This window comes from Ramlibacter agri, assembly GCF_012927085.1.
Lineage (GTDB): Bacteria > Pseudomonadota > Gammaproteobacteria > Burkholderiales > Burkholderiaceae_C > Ramlibacter > Ramlibacter agri.
In genome coordinates this window covers 869,270-884,335 of record NZ_JABBFX010000003.1, presented here as the reverse complement: position 1 = coordinate 884,335, position 15,066 = coordinate 869,270, and the positions used below count along the sequence as shown (strand labels likewise).

Below are 15,066 nucleotides of genomic sequence, written 5' to 3'. Positions count from 1 at the left end.
GGATACGGGAATGTTCGCGCGACCGGCCGCGTCAGCGGGTGCCCAGGAGGAAGACCCTGCGCACTTTGCGGCCCACCCGGATCAGCGGGGAACTGCGGATGCGCTCGAGGTCGGCCGCCAACGCACCGGCGGCGACCTCCTGCTCCCGCAGGCGCGTTTCGAGCTGGGCGATCTGCGCGTTGCACTGCGCCGTGCGGTCCTCCAGCGCGGCTTGCCAAGCGGCACGCTCCGCCTGCCGCTCGGATTCGGTCTGGGACCGTTCGACGTTGCGTTCGCTCGAATTCGAGTCCTGCTGGACGCGGAGCCCGGCGATCTCCGCCTGCAGGCGGGCGCGCTCCTGCGCGTGCTGCCCTTCGCGCTGTTCCTGCTGCCGCGCCTGGGCCTCGATGCGCAGGCGGACGCGTTCCAGCTCGTGTCGGTACACTGTTGCCTGAAGCACCTCAACGTCCTGCTCGCTCCGGCGGGCCTCGGCGGCCTTCGCGCGAGGTGCGGCGCCGATGTAGCAGCGGCCGTCCTCCTCCACATGCAGGAGCTCGCAGACGTAGCCCAGGCCTTCCAGGGCGTTCAGCACCATGACCGCGCAATAGATGGAGTGCAACTCCACCATCACGGCCGGACTCGCGTCCTTCATCGTGGCCATGGCCCCGAGCAGGGCCAGGTGTTCCGATCCCTCAATGTCCATCTTCACTAGGCCAGGCACAAAACCCGTGCGGCGCACGAACTCGTCCAGCGTGCAGGAGCGGACGTCGACCTCGGTGAAGCCGAGGCCTGCCAGCGTGCCTTCGGACAGGGTTGTGTGCGCGCCCTGCATGTAGGAGGCGCTGCTGACGCCGGCATCGACGTTGCGATGCACGTTGAAGCGGACCGTGCCCTGTTCGTTGGACAGCGCAAAGGGATAGACGCGCACGCGCGATTCGAGCTCGCCGTTCTCCGACAGATTCTGCCGCAGCCGGTCGGCATTGATCGGGTTGGGCTCGAACGCGCAGACGCGGCCATTCGGTCCCACTAGCCGGGCGAACTGCATGCTATTCACGCCGACGAAGCCGCCGAGATCGAACACGGTCTTGCCGGCGAGGTCGTGGCGGGCGATGAACCCGGACAGGAAGTCGTCGTAGTTGCCGCCGCCGTAGTACTCCAGGTAGCTACGCGTGACGTAGATGGACAGCCCCGCCAGATTCCCGTCCAGGAACGTGTGCAGCTCCGGCTTTTCCTGCACCTCGTAAGTCACCTCGAAGGACTCTCGTGGGAAGTTGCCCATCAGCTTGCAACCGCGCGCCTGCGCGGCCTGCCAGTCGCCAGCGTAGCTGCGCACGCCGCCGAACGGGTTCTGGTCTTCCGGCGTGGCAGGCACGAAGTAGTGGCCGCGGCCAACGGCGGCATAGCCCAGGGCCAGGAAGAACCGGCGCAGGCTGTCCAGCGTGTACCGGTTGCAGTGCATGCCGCGCGTCTCATCGATGAAATCCGAGGAGTCGCAGCCCTGCTCGTTCAGGCCTTCCGAGATGACGTCGTTGTCGAACAGGAAGTCCGGCGTGTTCACCGCCACCACTGACGTTTCCTTCAGGCAGTCGCCCAACAGTCGCAGCACCTCGGCCAGCTCGCTGCGTGGCACGTGCTCGACGAAGTCCAGCATCATCACCACGTCGAACTTCTGGGCCGCTTCGCCCTGGGCGACATGCTGGCGCAGGAATTCGAGCGCGTCCGAGCACACAATGCGCGGGCCCTCGACCTTGAACTTCTGCAGGAACCCGCCGGCGATTCGGCAGGCGGACTCCGAGAAATCGACTCCAACGTAGGCCGCCGCGCCGCGCTCCCACGCGTATTTGATCGACTCCCCGCGACCGAAGCCAAATTCCAGGACGCTCGCGCCACGGAAATCCACGTGCTCAAGAATCGCGCGGTCATGCTCGCGCAGCTCCCCCTGCTCGAAGGCTTCGATGCCTTCAACGCCATAAGGAAGCACGGACCCGTTCTCGTCCTTCTTCAGGAAGTAGGCAGCCGTGTATTTTTCGACAAGATGTCCCAATTCAAATCCCGTAATCCGGAAGCATCCCGTGCCATCTACGGCAGCTCCCTCCAATAGGTGAATTCTCGCATACGCACCTGCAGCCCGACGGATGTGGGCGGTTACAAGCGTGAAGATCAGGCAAACGTCAAGACACCGGCGGACCGAAACCTGAAATCATGCCGCCTGCTCGTACTGCGCCGCGATCCACTGGCGGTAGGCGCCGCTCTGCACCCGCGCGACCCAGTCCGGGTTCTCCAGGTACCAGCGCACCGTCTTGCGGATTCCGGTCTCGAAAGACTCGGCCGGCCGCCAGCCCAGCTCGCGCTCGATCTTGCGCGCGTCGATGGCATAGCGGCGGTCGTGGCCGGGACGGTCTTTCACGAAAGTGACCTGTTCGGCATGGCTGCCGCCGCCCGCCTTCGGGCGCAGTTCGTCCAGCAGCGCGCAGATGGTGCGCACGATCTCCAGGTTGGGCTTCTCGTTCCAGCCGCCCACGTTATAGGTCTCGCCCACGCGGCCCGCCTCCAGCACGCGCCGGATCGCGCTGCAATGGTCGCCCACGTACAGCCAGTCGCGCACCTGCTGGCCGTCGCCGTACACCGGCAGCGGCTTGCCGGCCAGCGCGTTGACGATCATCAGCGGGATCAGCTTCTCGGGGAAGTGATAGGGGCCGTAGTTGTTGGAGCAGTTGGTGGTGAGCACCGGCAGCCCGTAGGTGTGGCAATACGCCCGCACCAGGTGGTCGCTGGCCGCCTTGCTGGCCGAGTACGGGCTGTTCGGCTCGTACTTGTGGTCCTCGGTGAACGCGGGCGCGTCCGGCGCGAGCGAACCATAGACCTCGTCGGTCGACACGTGCAGGAAGCGGAACGCTTCGCGCTGCGCGGCGGGCAGCGAATCGCAGTAACCGCGCACGGCTTCCAGCAACCGGAAGCTGCCGACGACGTTGGTCTCGATGAAGCCGCCGGGGCTGTGGATGGAGCGGTCGACGTGCGATTCGGCCGCGAAGTTGAGCACCGCACGCGGCTGGTGGCGCGCAAGCAGCTGCTCCACCAGGCCCTGGTCGCCGATGTCGCCGTGCACGAACACGTACCCGGGATGCTTTTCGACGGAACGCAGGTTTTCGCGGTTGCCGGCGTAGGTGAGCTTGTCCAGGTTGACGAGGCCCTCGCCTGAACCGGCGAGCCAGTCCAGAACGAAGTTCGAACCGATGAATCCGGCGCCGCCGGTAACCAAGATCATTTACTACCCCGCAGCTGCAGCCGCACTGATCCGTGAAATTATGGCATCGACCCACTGTCGCGCAGAACCCCCGTTCGGGGGTACATTGCCCGCATCCCAGCACAGGAGAAGCGCATGGCCACGAAGAGCGACAGCAAGGACCCGGGCGCGGGCATGTCCTCGGCGCAGTTCGCCGACGTCGTCAAGGAGTCGGCGCAGCAGATCTGGCTGGCCGGCCTCGGCGCCTTCTCCAAGGCGCAACAGGAGGGCGGCAAGGTGTTCGAGGCGCTGGTGAAGGAAGGCGTGGGCCTGCAGCGCAAGACCCAGGCCGCCACCGAGGAGAAGCTGACCGAGGCCAGCAGCCGGATGGCGAACATGGCCAAGGACCTGTCCAGCCAGGCCGCGGGCCAGTGGGACAAGCTGGAAGGCATCTTCGAGCAGCGGGTGCGCCGGGCCCTGCAGAACCTGGGCGTGCCGGCCCACGGCGAGATGGCGGCGCTGCAGGCGCGCGTGGATGAACTGGAGCGCCAGCTGGCCGCCCTGAGCGGAGCGCGCCGCGGCACCCGCACCGCAGGACGCAGCGCCGCGCCGGCGGCCAAGGCCCCTCGCAAGCGCGTGCGCAAGCCCGCGGCCTGAGGTGGCGCGCAAGGCCCCGCGCCGCACCGCCGAACGCATCCTCGAAGCCTCGCTCGCCCTCTTCAACCGTTTCGGCGAACCCAATGTCCCGGCCACCGCGATCGCGGCCGAGCTGGGCATCAGCGCGGGCAACCTGCACTACCACTACCGCTCGAAGGACGAGCTGGTCAACGCCCTGGTCGCGGACTACGAGGCGGCCCTGCGCGAACTGCTGCAGGCCGCCGGCGGCGTGCGCGACGTCGAGGACGCCTGGTTCTTCCTGCACACGCTGTTCGAGCTGCTGTGGCAGTACCGCTTCCTGTACCGCGACCTCAATGACCTGCTGTCCCGCAACCGGCAGCTCGAGACCTGCTTCCAGGCCTTGCTGGAAGACAAGCGGGTCGCCATCGACGCGCTGCTGGCCGGCATGGGCACGTCCGGCGCCGTGCAGATCGCCCCGCGCGAACGGCAAGCCACCGCCACCAGCATGGTGGTGGTGCTGACCTACTGGCTGAGCTATGAATACGTGCGCGAGCCGCGGCGCGCGCTGGAACCGGAGGGCGCGCAGCAGGCGCTGCTGCGCGGCGCGCACCACGTGCTCCATCTGCTGGTACCCTATCTGGAACCGGCGCAGCGCGCGCACTTGCTGCGGCTCGCCGGCGCGTACGCCGGCGAACGGGAGGACGCCGGCTGACGCCAGGGAGCGACACAAGGAGGCAAGCGATGGCCAAGTGGGCGGCGTTTCCGCGCCCGGGCGAATTCCGGTTCGACGCCGCGGGCGTGCGGCGCCTCTGGGAGCGCCTGCACGCGAGCGATGCCGAGCCGCTGCCCGCCGACCCGGCGGTGCTGGAAGCCTGGGTGTTCTTCCACAACGGCGAGTTCCAGCAGGCAGCCGAATCCGGTGTGCGGGCCGGCGGCGCCGGCATCACGGTGGCCAACAAGGCCACCTGCATCCACGCGAACTACCTCGAGAAGCGCGAAAAGACCCGGCTCGACCTGTTCCAGGAGGTCGCGCAGCGCGGCGACGCGCAGTTGAAGGCCGACCCGCAGAACGCCAACGCCTGGTACTGGCAGGCCTATGCGCTGGGCCGCTACAGCCAGGGCATCAGCGTCGCCAAGGCGCTGGCCCAGGGCCTGGGCAGCAAGGTCAAGGACTCGCTGGAGCGGACCATCGAACTGCAGCCGCGCCACGCCTATGCTCACGCGGCGCTGGCCGCCTTCCACGCCGAGGTGATCGACAAGGTCGGCTCGCTGATCGGCGGCATGACCTACGGTGCGCGCAAGGAAACCGGCCTGACCCTGTTCGAGCAGGCGCTGAAGCTGAGTCCCGCGTCGCCCATCGTCCTGATCGAATACGCTAACGGGCTCGTCATGCTGGAAGGCGAGCGGCGCCTGAAGGAAGCGACGCGCCTGTACCAGCAGGCCGCCGCCATCACGCCGGTCGACGCCAAGGAATGGCTGGACGTCGAACTCGCGCGCGAGGAATTGCAGGACTGACGGACCAGCCACCGGCCTACACGGCCGCCGGGACGGGCGCGGAAGAATCGCGCCTCATGAACATCTTCGAAGCGCTGCGCCTGAGCCACGACACCCAGCGGGGCCTCGCGACCCAACTCCTCGACACCGAAGGCGACACCCCGCGCCGCAACGAGCTCTTTCGCGAGCTGAAGCACGAACTGGCCGCGCACGCCGCGGCGGAGGAACGCTGCTTCTATTCGCCGCTCATCGCGTTCGATTCCACCATGGCGCAGGCCCGCCACGGCATGGCGGAACACCACGAGATGGACGAACTGGTGGACCAGTTGAACAAGATCGAGCCGTCGTCGCCGGGCTGGCTGCCGCACTTCCGCAAGCTGCGCGACAAGGTCTTCCACCACCTGGACGACGAGGAGCACGCGATCTTCCAGCTGGCCGGCAAGGTGCTGTCCGAGGGCGAGAAGAACTCGCTGGCCAAGGCCTACGAGGAGGAGTTCGCCACCTTCCGGCTCGGCGAGATGCCGATCAATTCCGCCGAAGAGTGAACACTTAAGATACGCGGTTTCCCTTTTCCTGGAGCCGCCGTCCCATGGCCGACCTGAACGCCGATTTCGAAGCCGCCATCGCCAACTCGCGCAAGCTGGCGGAGCGCCCCGACAACACCACGCTGCTGAAGATCTACGGCCTGTACAAGCAGGCCACGGCGGGCGACGTCGCCGAGAAGAAGCCCGGCTTCGGCGACCTCGTGGGCCGCGCGAAGTGGGATGCGTGGAACGGGTTCAAGGGTACCAGCAGCGACGACGCGAAGCAGCAGTACATCGCCCTGATCACGTCGCTGTCGTAATTCAAGCCGAGGCGGGCGCCATGGCCTTCAGCCGCTCGTGGCGCTCCTCCTTCGGCAGCTTCGCGAGCTCCTTTGCCGCTTCGTAGAAGCGGCTCCAGTCCCGCCCGCTGCGCTCGAACAGCGCCTCGAAACCGGGCACCAGGTCGTCGTACGCGGCCTGCGATCCGAAGAAGGCGTTGTTCGCCTCGCGCACCCAGCGGTCATAGCCGCGGAAGCGCGCCGGGTCGCCCGGCCAGGTGGCGCGCAGCTGCTCGTACTCCGCGCGGAACTGCGCCATCACGCGCTGCTTGCCGGCTTCCTTCTGCTCCGTGCTCTGCCCGGGCGTGTCGTACACCGCCTTCAGGCGTTCGCGCGTGGTGCGGCTCAGGTCGCGGAACTGGCGCCGGCGCGCATCGAAGGCGGCGTATTCGTCGCGCGCGGCCTGCGTGGCATGCGCCTGCAGCCACAGGTTGCCGCCGATGCGCTCCACCGACACCGCGAACGATTCGTTGAAGGTGGTGTCGTTCTTGGCGTAGACAACCTGGTGCGCGAGCTCGTGGAACACCACGCGCGCCAGCTCGCCCTCGGGGTAGCCGAGGAAGGTGTTGAGCAGTGGGTCGCCGCCGGCCCAGTTCATCCAGCCCAGCGTCGAATAGGCCGTGACCGGGTAGACGTTGACTTCGTAGCCCTCGCCCGCCAGGCCAGCCGCTTCCTTGCGGGCCGCGCCTTCGTCGTAGTAGCCGCGGTAGCCGACGCAGCCGGTCACGGGGAAGCACCAGGTCTTCATTTCCAGCGAATAGGCGGGAGCGGCCGTCACGTTCCACACCGCGGCGCTGCGGTGCAGGTCCGCGTAGCGCCGGTAGCTGGGGTTGTCCGGCAGCTTCAGTTCGGAGGACGCGTAGTCGCGGATTTGCTGCGACAGCTCCAGCCGCGTGCGCAGGCGTCCGGAGAGCTTGTCGTCATGCAGCAGGTCCTTCACCGGCTCCGCCGCGTCCATCAGTTTCAAATGGCCGCTGACGGACTGCCAGTAGTAGCCCATGTTGCTGCAACCACCGAGGCACAGGCTGCCCGCCAGTACCACCGCCACCACTCCTGCGGATGCCATGAACAGCGTCTTCTTCCTCACGCGCGCGCGACTTCGACCAGGCAGTCATAGAACACCGGCGCGCGGCCCAGGTCGGTCAGCCGCTGGCTGGTGAGCTGGTTCACGTTGGTGCCGGCCAGGCCCAGCTTGCGCCACCAGATGCCCAGGCCGTTGACGACGCCGGGCCGGGCGCGGCCGGACACACGGGCCTTGCAGACGTATTCGCCGCGGTCGTTGAACACGCGCACGATGCCGCCGTCGGCGATGCCGCGCGCGGCGGCGTCGTCGGGGTGGAGTTCCAGCAAGGGTTCGCCTTCGATGTCGCGAAGGCTCTTCACATTGACGAAACTGGAGTTGAGGAAGTTCCGCGCCGGCGGCGAAATCATCGCCAGCGGATAGCGGGCGGAGCTGCCCGGCACCTCGTAGTTCGGCACGTGGTCCGGCAGGCCGTCGAGGCCCTGGCGCGCGAGCCGGGCGCTGAAAAATTCACAGCGACCGCTGGCGGTGGGGAAGCCGCCTTGCGCGAACGGCGCCTCGGGCACCGGCAGCGAGGCGAAGCCGCGCTCCATCAGCGCCTTGAAATCGACGCGCTCACCGAAGGCCGCGCGGCACATCGCCTCGTCGCTGTCGGCGAAGCACGGGTCCGTGAAGCCCATGCGGCGGGCGAGCTCGCGGAACACCTCGGTGTTGGGACGCGCCTGCCCCAGCGGCGCGATCGCCGGCCGGTTCAGGAGGACATCGGTGTGGCCGTAAGCCGTGTGGATGTCCCAGTGTTCCAGCTGCGTCGTCGCCGGCAGCACATAGTCGGCGTAGTCCACCGTGTCGGTGGCGAACTGTTCCAGCACCACGGTGAACAGGTCCTCGCGGGCGAAGCCCTGCGCCACCTTGCCCGACTCCGGCGCCACCGCCAGCGGGTTGCTGTTGTAGACGACCACGGCCTCGATCGCCGGGCCGAAAGCGGGCGATGCGGGGCGCAGCAGGTCGTCGCCGATCTGCACCATGTTGATGGTGCGCGGCGTGCGCCCGGCCAGCAGGTCGGGCCGCTGCAGCGCAGCGCGGTCGGTCGGGTACCAGCCCGAGCTGGAAAGCAGCACGCCGCCGGCACGCTGGCGCCAGGCGCCGGTCAGCGCCGGCAGGCAGGCGACGGCGCGCACTGCGTTGCCGCCACCGCGCACGCGCTGCATGCCGTAGTTGAGGCGGATCGCCGCCGGCTGCGCCGTGCCGTAGTCGCGTGCCAGCTGGCGGATCTGTTCCGCCGGCACGCCGCACACCTGCGCCGCGCGCTCCGGCGTCCAGCGCAGCGCGCGTTCACGCAGGCCTTCCCAGCCCAGCGTGTGCTGCGCGAGGTAGTCGTGGTCCAGCCAGTCGTGGACGACCAGCTCGTGCATGATGGCCAGCGCCAGCGCCGCATCGGTGCCGGGCAGCAGCTGGATGTGCTCGTGGCACTTTTCCGCCGTCTCGCTGCGGCGCGGGTCGATGCAGACGAGCTTGGCGCCGTTGCGCTTGGCTTCCTGCGCCAGCCGCCAGAAGTGCAGGTTGCTGGCGATGGAGTTGCTGCCCCAGATCAGGATCAGCTTCGCCTCGTTGAAATACTCCACCCGCATGCCGACCTTGCCGCCCAAGGTCTGCACCAGCGCTTCGGCGCCGGCCGAGGCACAGATGGTGCGATCGAGGAACGACGCGCCCAGCTGGTGGAAGAAGCGCATCGCCATGGCCTCGCCCTGCACCAGGCCCATGGTGCCGCAGTAGCTGTACGGGAGGATGGCCTGCGGGTCGCGCGCAGCGATGGCGGACAGGCGTGCCGCGATCGCGTCCAGCGCCTCGTCCCAGCTCACCGGCTCGAAGCGGCCGCTGCCCTTGGGCCCGGCGCGCCTGAGCGGCTGCAGCAGCCGCTCCGGATGGTTGGTGCGCTCGGCGTAGTGCGAGACCTTGGCGCACAGCACGCCGCCCGTAGGCCCGTGCTCCGGGTTGCCCTGGACCTTGATGGCGCGGCCCTCCTGCACCGTGGTCAGCAAGGCGCAGGTGTCGGGACAGTCGTGCGGGCAGGCGCCGCGCACCTGGTGCGTGGCGGAGGTGGGAGTCTGGAGGTCCATGGTGGCTGCCTGCCATGGTAGCGGGCCCGCGTCCGGACCGGCGGCTGCGCCCCGATTCGGCAAGAACCCCACACCACATGCGATGAATTTCTCATGGGTACGAGAGGCGACAGGGAAGCGTAAGAGCCGATCGGAACAATCCGGGCGATGCTCACCCGCCGTAACTTCACCCGTGGCGCGGCCGGCGCCGCGGCCCTGCTGGCCGCGCCCGTGCTGCGCGCCCAGCCCGATCGCATCCTGCTCGCCCAGTCCGCGCCCTTCAGCGGCCCCGCCGCCCAGCTGGGCATCCAGTTCAACCAGGGCGCCCAGCTGTACCTGGACCAGGTCAATGCCCAGGGCGGCGTGCACAAGATGCCGGTGGAACTGGTGCACCTGGACGACGGCTACGAACCGGACCGCTGCGCCGACAACACGCGCAAGCTGCTGGCCCAGGACCCGATCGCCCTGTTCGGTTACATCGGCACGCCGACCTCGCTGGCGGCGCTGCCGCTGGCCACGGCGGCGAAAGCGCCCTTCATCGCGCCCTTCACCGGCGCCATGTCGCTGCGCGATCCCTTCAACCGCCTCGTGTTCCACCTGCGCGCCTCCTACAACGACGAGACCGCGCTGATCGTCAAGCAGCTCACCAACGTGGGCCTGCAGAAGATCGGCGTGTTCTACCAGGACGACGCCTACGGCAAGGCCGGCCTCGACGGCATGGAACTGGCGCTGGCCGCGCACAAGCTGCAGCCGGTGGCGCGCGCCACCGTGGCGCGCAACAGCGTCAACGTGGCGCCGGCGGTGAAGGCGCTGCTGGCCGCCGCGCCGGACGCCATCGTGCAAATCAGCGCGTACAAGTCCTGCGCCGCCTTCATCCGCGCCGCGCGCGCCGCCGGCTACGGCGGCACCTTCTACAACGTGTCCTTCGTCGGCACGCAGGCGCTGGCCGACGAACTGGGCAAGGACGCCGCCGGCGTGGTGGTGTCGCAGGTCGTGCCCTCACCCTACAACCCGGCGCGGCCGATCACGCGCGAATTCGCCGAAGCCGTGAAGAAGGCCGGCGGCCCGCACCAGGCCAACTTCTCCAGCATGGAAGGCTGGCTGGCCGCACGCCTGCTGGTCGACGGCCTGAAGCACGGCCCCGCCAAGCCCACGCGCGAAGGCCTCGTGGCCGGCCTGGAAGCACTCGGCAGCCGCGACTACGGCGGCTTCAGCACCAGCTTCTCCAGCACCGACCACGTCGCATCGAGCTTCGTGGAACTGTCGATGCTGACGGCGGACGGGCGCGTGCGGACCTGAGTCTGGAGACAGGACTTCCGGACGCAAAGGGCGCGAAGGTTCGCAAAGGACGCAAAAGAACATCCATCGAAGGTTTCTTTTGCGTCCTTTGCGTCGCTTTTGCGTCTTTTGCGTCCCGGAAGTTCGGCAGTTCTTGTCAGTCCAGCGAGCGGATCCCCGCCAGCCCTTGCATGAAAGCCTCGCAGCGCGCCAGCTGCTCCAGGCTCACGTATTCGTCGGGCTGGTGGGCCTGGTTGATGCTGCCCGGGCCGCAGACCACGGTGCGGATACCGGCCTGCTTGAAGAGGCCGGCTTCGGTGCCGAAGGCCACGTTGGTGGTCTGCGGCTCGCCCGCCAAGCGCATGGCCAGCCGCGTCACGTCGTCCTGCGCCGAGCCCAGGAAGCTGGGGATCTCGCAGATGGTGTCGAAGGAGAAGCCCGTGCCCGGCGCCACCTTCTTCATCGCCGGCTCCAGCGAGCGGGCATAGGCCACCACCTGCTCCTGCATCGCGCGCGCATCGGCGGTGGGCAGGTCGCGGAATTCATAGCGGAACTCGGCGTCGCGCGGCACCACGTTGTCGGCGATGCCGCCGTGGAACTGGCCGACGCTGGCCGTGGAGAACGGCACGTCGAAGCCGGCGTAGCGCGGCTCTTCGCGCTCGAAGCCGTCCGCCATGTCACGAACCCGGCCGACCACGCGGGCCGCCATCTCGATCGCATTCACCGACATCGGCGTCAGCGAGGAATGCGCTTCCTTGCCGCGCACGCAGCAGCGGTAGCGGTACACGCCCTTGTGCGCGATGGCCGGCACCATGCTGGTGGGCTCGCCCACGATGCAGGCCAGCGGCTGGATCCCGGCATCGCGCATGTCGGCGATCAGTTCGCGCACGCCGAAGCAGCCGATCTCCTCCTCGTAGCTGAAGGCATAGTGGATGGCGAAGGGCGCCGGGCTGTCCAGGAAGGCTTCGGCATGGGCCACGGCCAGCGCGATGAAGCTTTTCATGTCCGCCGAGCCGCGGCCGTACAGGCGCCCGTCCTTCACCACCGCGCCCAGCGGGTCGACGGTCCAGGCCTGGCCATCCCAGGGCACCGTGTCGGTATGGCCCGAAAGGATCAAGCCGGCCGGCTTGCCCTCGCCCAGCGTCGCGAACAGGTTGGCCTTGGTCTTCTCCGCGTTGAAGCTCAGCCGGCTCTTCACGCCCATCCGCGCCAGTTCGTCGCGGATGAAGTGGATCAGTTCGAGGTTGGAATTGGCGCTGACGGTGTTGAAGCGCACCAGCGCCTGGGCGAGTTCCAGCGCGCGCGGCGAGAGGACGGGTTGGGCCATCCAGCCATTTTGGCGGATATCCCGGATAGGCAGCTTCCCTAGGGTGCGGGTAGACTGGCCGGTCCCAAGCAGTACCAACGAACCCCGTCCTGCCATGCAGCTCCTCGACTCCATCGTCACGCAGGCCGCGTCCATCGCCGCCGTGCGCCGCGACATCCATGCCCACCCCGAACTGTGCTTCGAAGAGGTGCGCACCGCCGACGTCATCGCCGCCAAGCTCGCCGAATGGGGCATCCCGGTGCACCGGGGCCTGGGCAAGACCGGCGTGGTCGGCATCCTGAAGAACGGCACGTCCACGCGCGCCGTGGGCCTGCGCGCCGACATGGACGCCCTGCCCATGCAGGAGTTCAACACCTTCGCCCACGCCAGCCAGCACACCGGCAAGATGCACGCGTGCGGCCACGACGGCCACGTCGCCATGCTGCTGGCCGCGGCGCAGCATTTCGCGAAGAACCGCAATTTCGACGGCACCGTCTACCTGATCTTCCAGCCAGCCGAGGAAGGCGGCGGCGGCGCTCGCGAGATGATCCGCGACGGCCTGTTCGAGCAGTTCCCCATGGAAGCCGTGTTCGGCATGCACAACTGGCCGGGCGGCCAGGTCGGCCAGTTCGCCGTCAGCCCCGGGCCGGTGATGGCGTCCACCGCCGAATTCAAGATCGTCATCCGCGGCAAGGGCGGCCACGGCGCCATGCCGCACCTGGGCGTCGACCCGGTGCCGGTGGCCTGCCAGATGGTGCAGGCCTTCCAGACCATCGTCAGCCGCAACACCAAGCCGATCGAAGCCGCCGTGATCTCGGTGACGATGATCCACGCCGGCGAAGCCACCAACGTCATCCCCGACAGCTGCGAGCTGCAAGGCACCGTGCGCACCTTCTCCGTCGCTGTGCAGGACCTGATCGAGAAGCGCATGCAGCAGATCGCCGAGCACGTGGGCGCGGCGCACGACTGCAAGGTGGAGTTCGCGTTCCACCGCAACTACCCGCCGACGATCAACTCGAAGGCCAAAGCGGAGTTCGCCCGCCAGGTGATGGAATCCGTCGTCGGCCCGCAGAACGTGCTGGACCAGGAACCCACCATGGGCGCGGAAGACTTCGCCTTCATGCTGCAGGCCAAGCCGGGCGCCTATTGCTTCATCTCCAACGGCGACGGCCGCCATCGCGAGATGGGCCACGGCGCCGGCCCCTGCATGCTGCACAACCCCAGCTACGACTTCAACGACGACCTGATCCCGCTGGGCGCGACCTACTGGGTGCGCCTGGCCGAAGCCTGGCTGGCGAAAGAAAAAGCATGAGCGCGGCAGCCAACGACTGCTTCGCCCCCACTTACGCCGAGGCTCGCCAGAAGTTCCTGCAAGCCGCCGACGCCGCCGGCCTGGCGGTGGAGTCCAAGCCCTGCCCCGAGCCCGGGCTGCAGGGCGAGCAGCTGGCGATGGACGTGGCCCGCGACGGCCATCCCGATGCGGCCAAGCTGCTGGTGCTGACCAGCGCCTGCCATGGCGTCGAAGGGTTCTGCGGCAGCGGCGTGCAGGTGGCGGCGCTGCGCGACGAGGAGTTCCGCCGGCGCGCGCAGGAGGCTGGCGTGGCCGTGCTGTACGTGCACGCGCTCAATCCCTTCGGCTTCTCGTACTTCGGCCGGGCGACGCAGGAGAACGTCGACCTCAATCGCAATTTCCACGACTTCGGCCAGCCCCTGCCGGTGAACGCCGGCTACCGCGAGCTGCACGACCTGCTGATCCCGGAGCAATGGCCGCCGACCGCGGAGAACACCGCCGGCATCCAGGCCTACATTGCCAACGGCGGCCCCAAGCGCTACCAGGCGGCCGTGAGCGGCGGCCAGTACGAGTTCAGCAACGGCCTGTTCTTCGGCGGCCAGGCGCCCACCTGGAGCAACCGCACTTTCCGCGAAGTGCTGCGGGCACACGGCCGCCACGCGGCGCAGATCGCCTGGATCGACATCCACACGGGCCTGGGGCCCACCGGCGTCGGTGAACGCATCTTCGCGGCGCGCGATGATGCAGCCACGCTGGAGCGCGCGCGGGCCTGGTGGGACGGCGGCGGCCGCACGCCGGTGACCTCGATCTACGACGGCTCGTCGACCTCGCCCTTCCTCACGGGGCTGATGTTCAACGCCTTCTACGACGAGTGCCCGCAGGCCGAATACACGGGCCTGGCGATGGAATACGGCACCGTGCCGGTGCTGGAAGGCCTGCAGGCGCTGCGCGGCGAGCAATGGCTGCGCCGGCACTCCGACGCGCCGCAGGCGCTGGCCGACGCCGTGCGCAAGCGGGTCTTCGACTCGTTCTACACGGACACCGACCTGTGGCGCGAGCAGATCCTCGCGCAGGGCCGCGAGGCGCTGGTGCAGGCCGTCGACGGCTTGGCGCCCTAGGGCGAGCGGCGCCGCTCCTGCGCGATCACCAGCAGCCCGTCGAACACCAGGCTTTCCACCAGTTCGAAGTCCAGCCCCATGTGCGGGGCCATCTTCCAGCCGGCGCCGCCGGTCATGATGCGCGCCGGCTCGGCGCCGCAATGGCGGCGCACGTGCTGCACCATGCGCTCGATCGCGCCGGCGATGGCGAAGGTGCCGCCACTGGTGAGCGCGTCGCTGGTGTTGGTCGGGAATTCGCGCACTTCGCCGGTCGGCACGTGCAGGCCGGCGGTGCCGCTTTCCAGCGCGCGCAGCATGATGCCGTGCCCCGGCAGGATGAAGCCGCCCAGGAAGCGGCCTTGCGCATCGACCGCTTCCACCGTCACCGCCGTCCCGATCAGGACCACCACCAGCGGCCGCGCCGGCCCCTCGGCCAGCATGCGGTGGCGCGCGCCGATCATGGCCACCCAGCGGTCCGCGCCCAGGCGCGTGGGGTGGTCGTAGCCGTTGGAGACGCCGGCTTCCTGGCTGCTGGCCACCACCCAGGCGGCCGGCACGTCCCACAACTCCTCCATCTGCTCCTCGGCGCGGCGCCGCACCTGGTCGCCGGCCACGCAGCAACCCAGCATGAAGTCCGGCTTGGGCAGGTCGGCCCAGGGCCCGTCGGCGAGCTTGTCGACGTTCTCCAGGAACTCCGCCCCGTGGGCCAGCGCCTGCGCGCCGGGCTCGGCCTGCGGGTACAGCGCCCACTTCAGGCGCGTGTTGCCGATGTCGATGGCGAGGAAGCTCATGGCGGCGGCC

The 15,066-nt window shown here is 68.6% G+C and carries 14 protein-coding genes; 8 read left to right on the top strand and 6 right to left on the bottom strand.

Annotated features, from left to right (window positions below; all coding sequences use genetic code 11):
• Positions 1-31: 31 nt before the first annotated feature.
• Entirely contained in the window at positions 32-2,023 is a 1,992-nt protein-coding gene (locus HHL11_RS28735) for an FkbM family methyltransferase (RefSeq protein ID WP_169422028.1), read from the bottom strand.
• A 156-nt stretch (positions 2,024-2,179) separates the two neighbouring features.
• Positions 2,180-3,244 (bottom strand): dTDP-glucose 4,6-dehydratase, encoded by a 1,065-nt coding sequence (gene rfbB, locus HHL11_RS28730; protein WP_169422027.1) that lies wholly within the window; start codon positions 3,242-3,244, stop codon positions 2,180-2,182.
• Positions 3,245-3,358: 114 nt separating this feature from the next.
• Between rfbB and HHL11_RS28725 the strand changes: the two genes are divergently transcribed.
• The 5 genes from HHL11_RS28725 to HHL11_RS28705 are packed head-to-tail and all read left to right on the top strand — an operon-like array spanning position 3,359 to position 6,158.
• Positions 3,359-3,859, top strand: coding sequence for a phasin family protein (locus HHL11_RS28725; protein ID WP_169422026.1), 501 nt, complete (start codon positions 3,359-3,361; stop codon positions 3,857-3,859).
• 1 nt (position 3,860) lies between these two features.
• Entirely contained in the window at positions 3,861-4,532 is a 672-nt protein-coding gene (locus HHL11_RS28720) for a TetR/AcrR family transcriptional regulator (RefSeq protein ID WP_169422025.1), read from the top strand.
• A 29-nt stretch (positions 4,533-4,561) separates the two neighbouring features.
• The gene (locus tag HHL11_RS28715) at positions 4,562-5,335 is read left to right on the top strand and encodes a hypothetical protein (RefSeq protein WP_169422024.1); all 774 of its coding nucleotides are present in this window, start codon (positions 4,562-4,564) and stop codon (positions 5,333-5,335) included.
• A 56-nt stretch (positions 5,336-5,391) separates the two neighbouring features.
• A complete protein-coding gene (locus HHL11_RS28710; RefSeq protein ID WP_169422023.1) occupies positions 5,392-5,859 on the top strand; it encodes a hemerythrin domain-containing protein in 468 nt (155 codons plus the stop codon).
• A 44-nt stretch (positions 5,860-5,903) separates the two neighbouring features.
• On the top strand, positions 5,904-6,158 hold the full coding sequence (locus HHL11_RS28705) for an acyl-CoA-binding protein (protein WP_169422022.1): 255 nt from the start codon (positions 5,904-5,906) through the stop codon (positions 6,156-6,158).
• Position 6,159: 1 nt separating this feature from the next.
• On the opposite strand, the gene HHL11_RS28700 is transcribed toward HHL11_RS28705, so the two are convergent.
• The gene (locus HHL11_RS28700; protein ID WP_169422021.1) at positions 6,160-7,242 is read right to left on the bottom strand and encodes an aminopeptidase; all 1,083 of its coding nucleotides are present in this window, start codon (positions 7,240-7,242) and stop codon (positions 6,160-6,162) included.
• A 17-nt stretch (positions 7,243-7,259) separates the two neighbouring features.
• Positions 7,260-9,314 (bottom strand): molybdopterin-containing oxidoreductase family protein, encoded by a 2,055-nt coding sequence (locus HHL11_RS28695; protein WP_169422020.1) that lies wholly within the window; start codon positions 9,312-9,314, stop codon positions 7,260-7,262.
• A 147-nt stretch (positions 9,315-9,461) separates the two neighbouring features.
• On the opposite strand from HHL11_RS28695, the gene HHL11_RS28690 reads away from it, so the two are divergent.
• A complete protein-coding gene (locus HHL11_RS28690) occupies positions 9,462-10,592 on the top strand; it encodes an ABC transporter substrate-binding protein (RefSeq protein WP_169422019.1) in 1,131 nt (376 codons plus the stop codon).
• 136 nt (positions 10,593-10,728) lie between these two features.
• Here HHL11_RS28690 and argE read toward each other — a convergent pair whose 3' ends face one another.
• Positions 10,729-11,898, bottom strand: coding sequence for an acetylornithine deacetylase (argE, locus tag HHL11_RS28685; RefSeq protein WP_169422018.1), 1,170 nt, complete (start codon positions 11,896-11,898; stop codon positions 10,729-10,731).
• 94 nt (positions 11,899-11,992) lie between these two features.
• On the opposite strand from argE, the gene HHL11_RS28680 reads away from it, so the two are divergent.
• Together HHL11_RS28680 and HHL11_RS28675 are read left to right on the top strand one after the other, a co-directional pair.
• A complete protein-coding gene (locus HHL11_RS28680) occupies positions 11,993-13,189 on the top strand; it encodes a M20 aminoacylase family protein (RefSeq protein ID WP_169422017.1) in 1,197 nt (398 codons plus the stop codon).
• Positions 13,186-14,286, top strand: a complete 1,101-nt coding sequence (locus HHL11_RS28675; protein ID WP_169422016.1) for a M14 family metallopeptidase — start codon at positions 13,186-13,188, stop codon at positions 14,284-14,286. Before HHL11_RS28680 ends, HHL11_RS28675 begins: the two co-directional genes overlap by 4 nt.
• On the opposite strand, the gene HHL11_RS28670 is transcribed toward HHL11_RS28675, so the two are convergent.
• Positions 14,283-15,056, bottom strand: a complete 774-nt coding sequence (locus HHL11_RS28670; protein ID WP_169422015.1) for a type III pantothenate kinase — start codon at positions 15,054-15,056, stop codon at positions 14,283-14,285. The genes HHL11_RS28675 and HHL11_RS28670 overlap by 4 nt on opposite strands.
• Between the last annotated feature and the right edge of the window lie 10 nt (positions 15,057-15,066).

Coding starts and splice junctions, on each gene's coding strand:
- HHL11_RS28705 (WP_169422022.1), top strand. CDS start 5,904: ATGGCCGACCTGAACGCCGATTTCGAAGCCGCCATCGCCAACTCGCGC.
- HHL11_RS28725 (WP_169422026.1), top strand. CDS start 3,359: ATGGCCACGAAGAGCGACAGCAAGGACCCGGGCGCGGGCATGTCCTCG.
- rfbB (WP_169422027.1), bottom strand. CDS start 3,244: ATGATCTTGGTTACCGGCGGCGCCGGATTCATCGGTTCGAACTTCGTT.
- HHL11_RS28715 (WP_169422024.1), top strand. CDS start 4,562: ATGGCCAAGTGGGCGGCGTTTCCGCGCCCGGGCGAATTCCGGTTCGAC.
- HHL11_RS28670 (WP_169422015.1), bottom strand. CDS start 15,056: ATGAGCTTCCTCGCCATCGACATCGGCAACACGCGCCTGAAGTGGGCG.
- HHL11_RS28700 (WP_169422021.1), bottom strand. CDS start 7,242: ATGGCATCCGCAGGAGTGGTGGCGGTGGTACTGGCGGGCAGCCTGTGC.
- HHL11_RS28710 (WP_169422023.1), top strand. CDS start 5,392: ATGAACATCTTCGAAGCGCTGCGCCTGAGCCACGACACCCAGCGGGGC.
- HHL11_RS28690 (WP_169422019.1), top strand. CDS start 9,462: ATGCTCACCCGCCGTAACTTCACCCGTGGCGCGGCCGGCGCCGCGGCC.
- HHL11_RS28675 (WP_169422016.1), top strand. CDS start 13,186: ATGAGCGCGGCAGCCAACGACTGCTTCGCCCCCACTTACGCCGAGGCT.
- argE (WP_169422018.1), bottom strand. CDS start 11,898: ATGGCCCAACCCGTCCTCTCGCCGCGCGCGCTGGAACTCGCCCAGGCG.
- HHL11_RS28695 (WP_169422020.1), bottom strand. CDS start 9,314: ATGGACCTCCAGACTCCCACCTCCGCCACGCACCAGGTGCGCGGCGCC.
- HHL11_RS28680 (WP_169422017.1), top strand. CDS start 11,993: ATGCAGCTCCTCGACTCCATCGTCACGCAGGCCGCGTCCATCGCCGCC.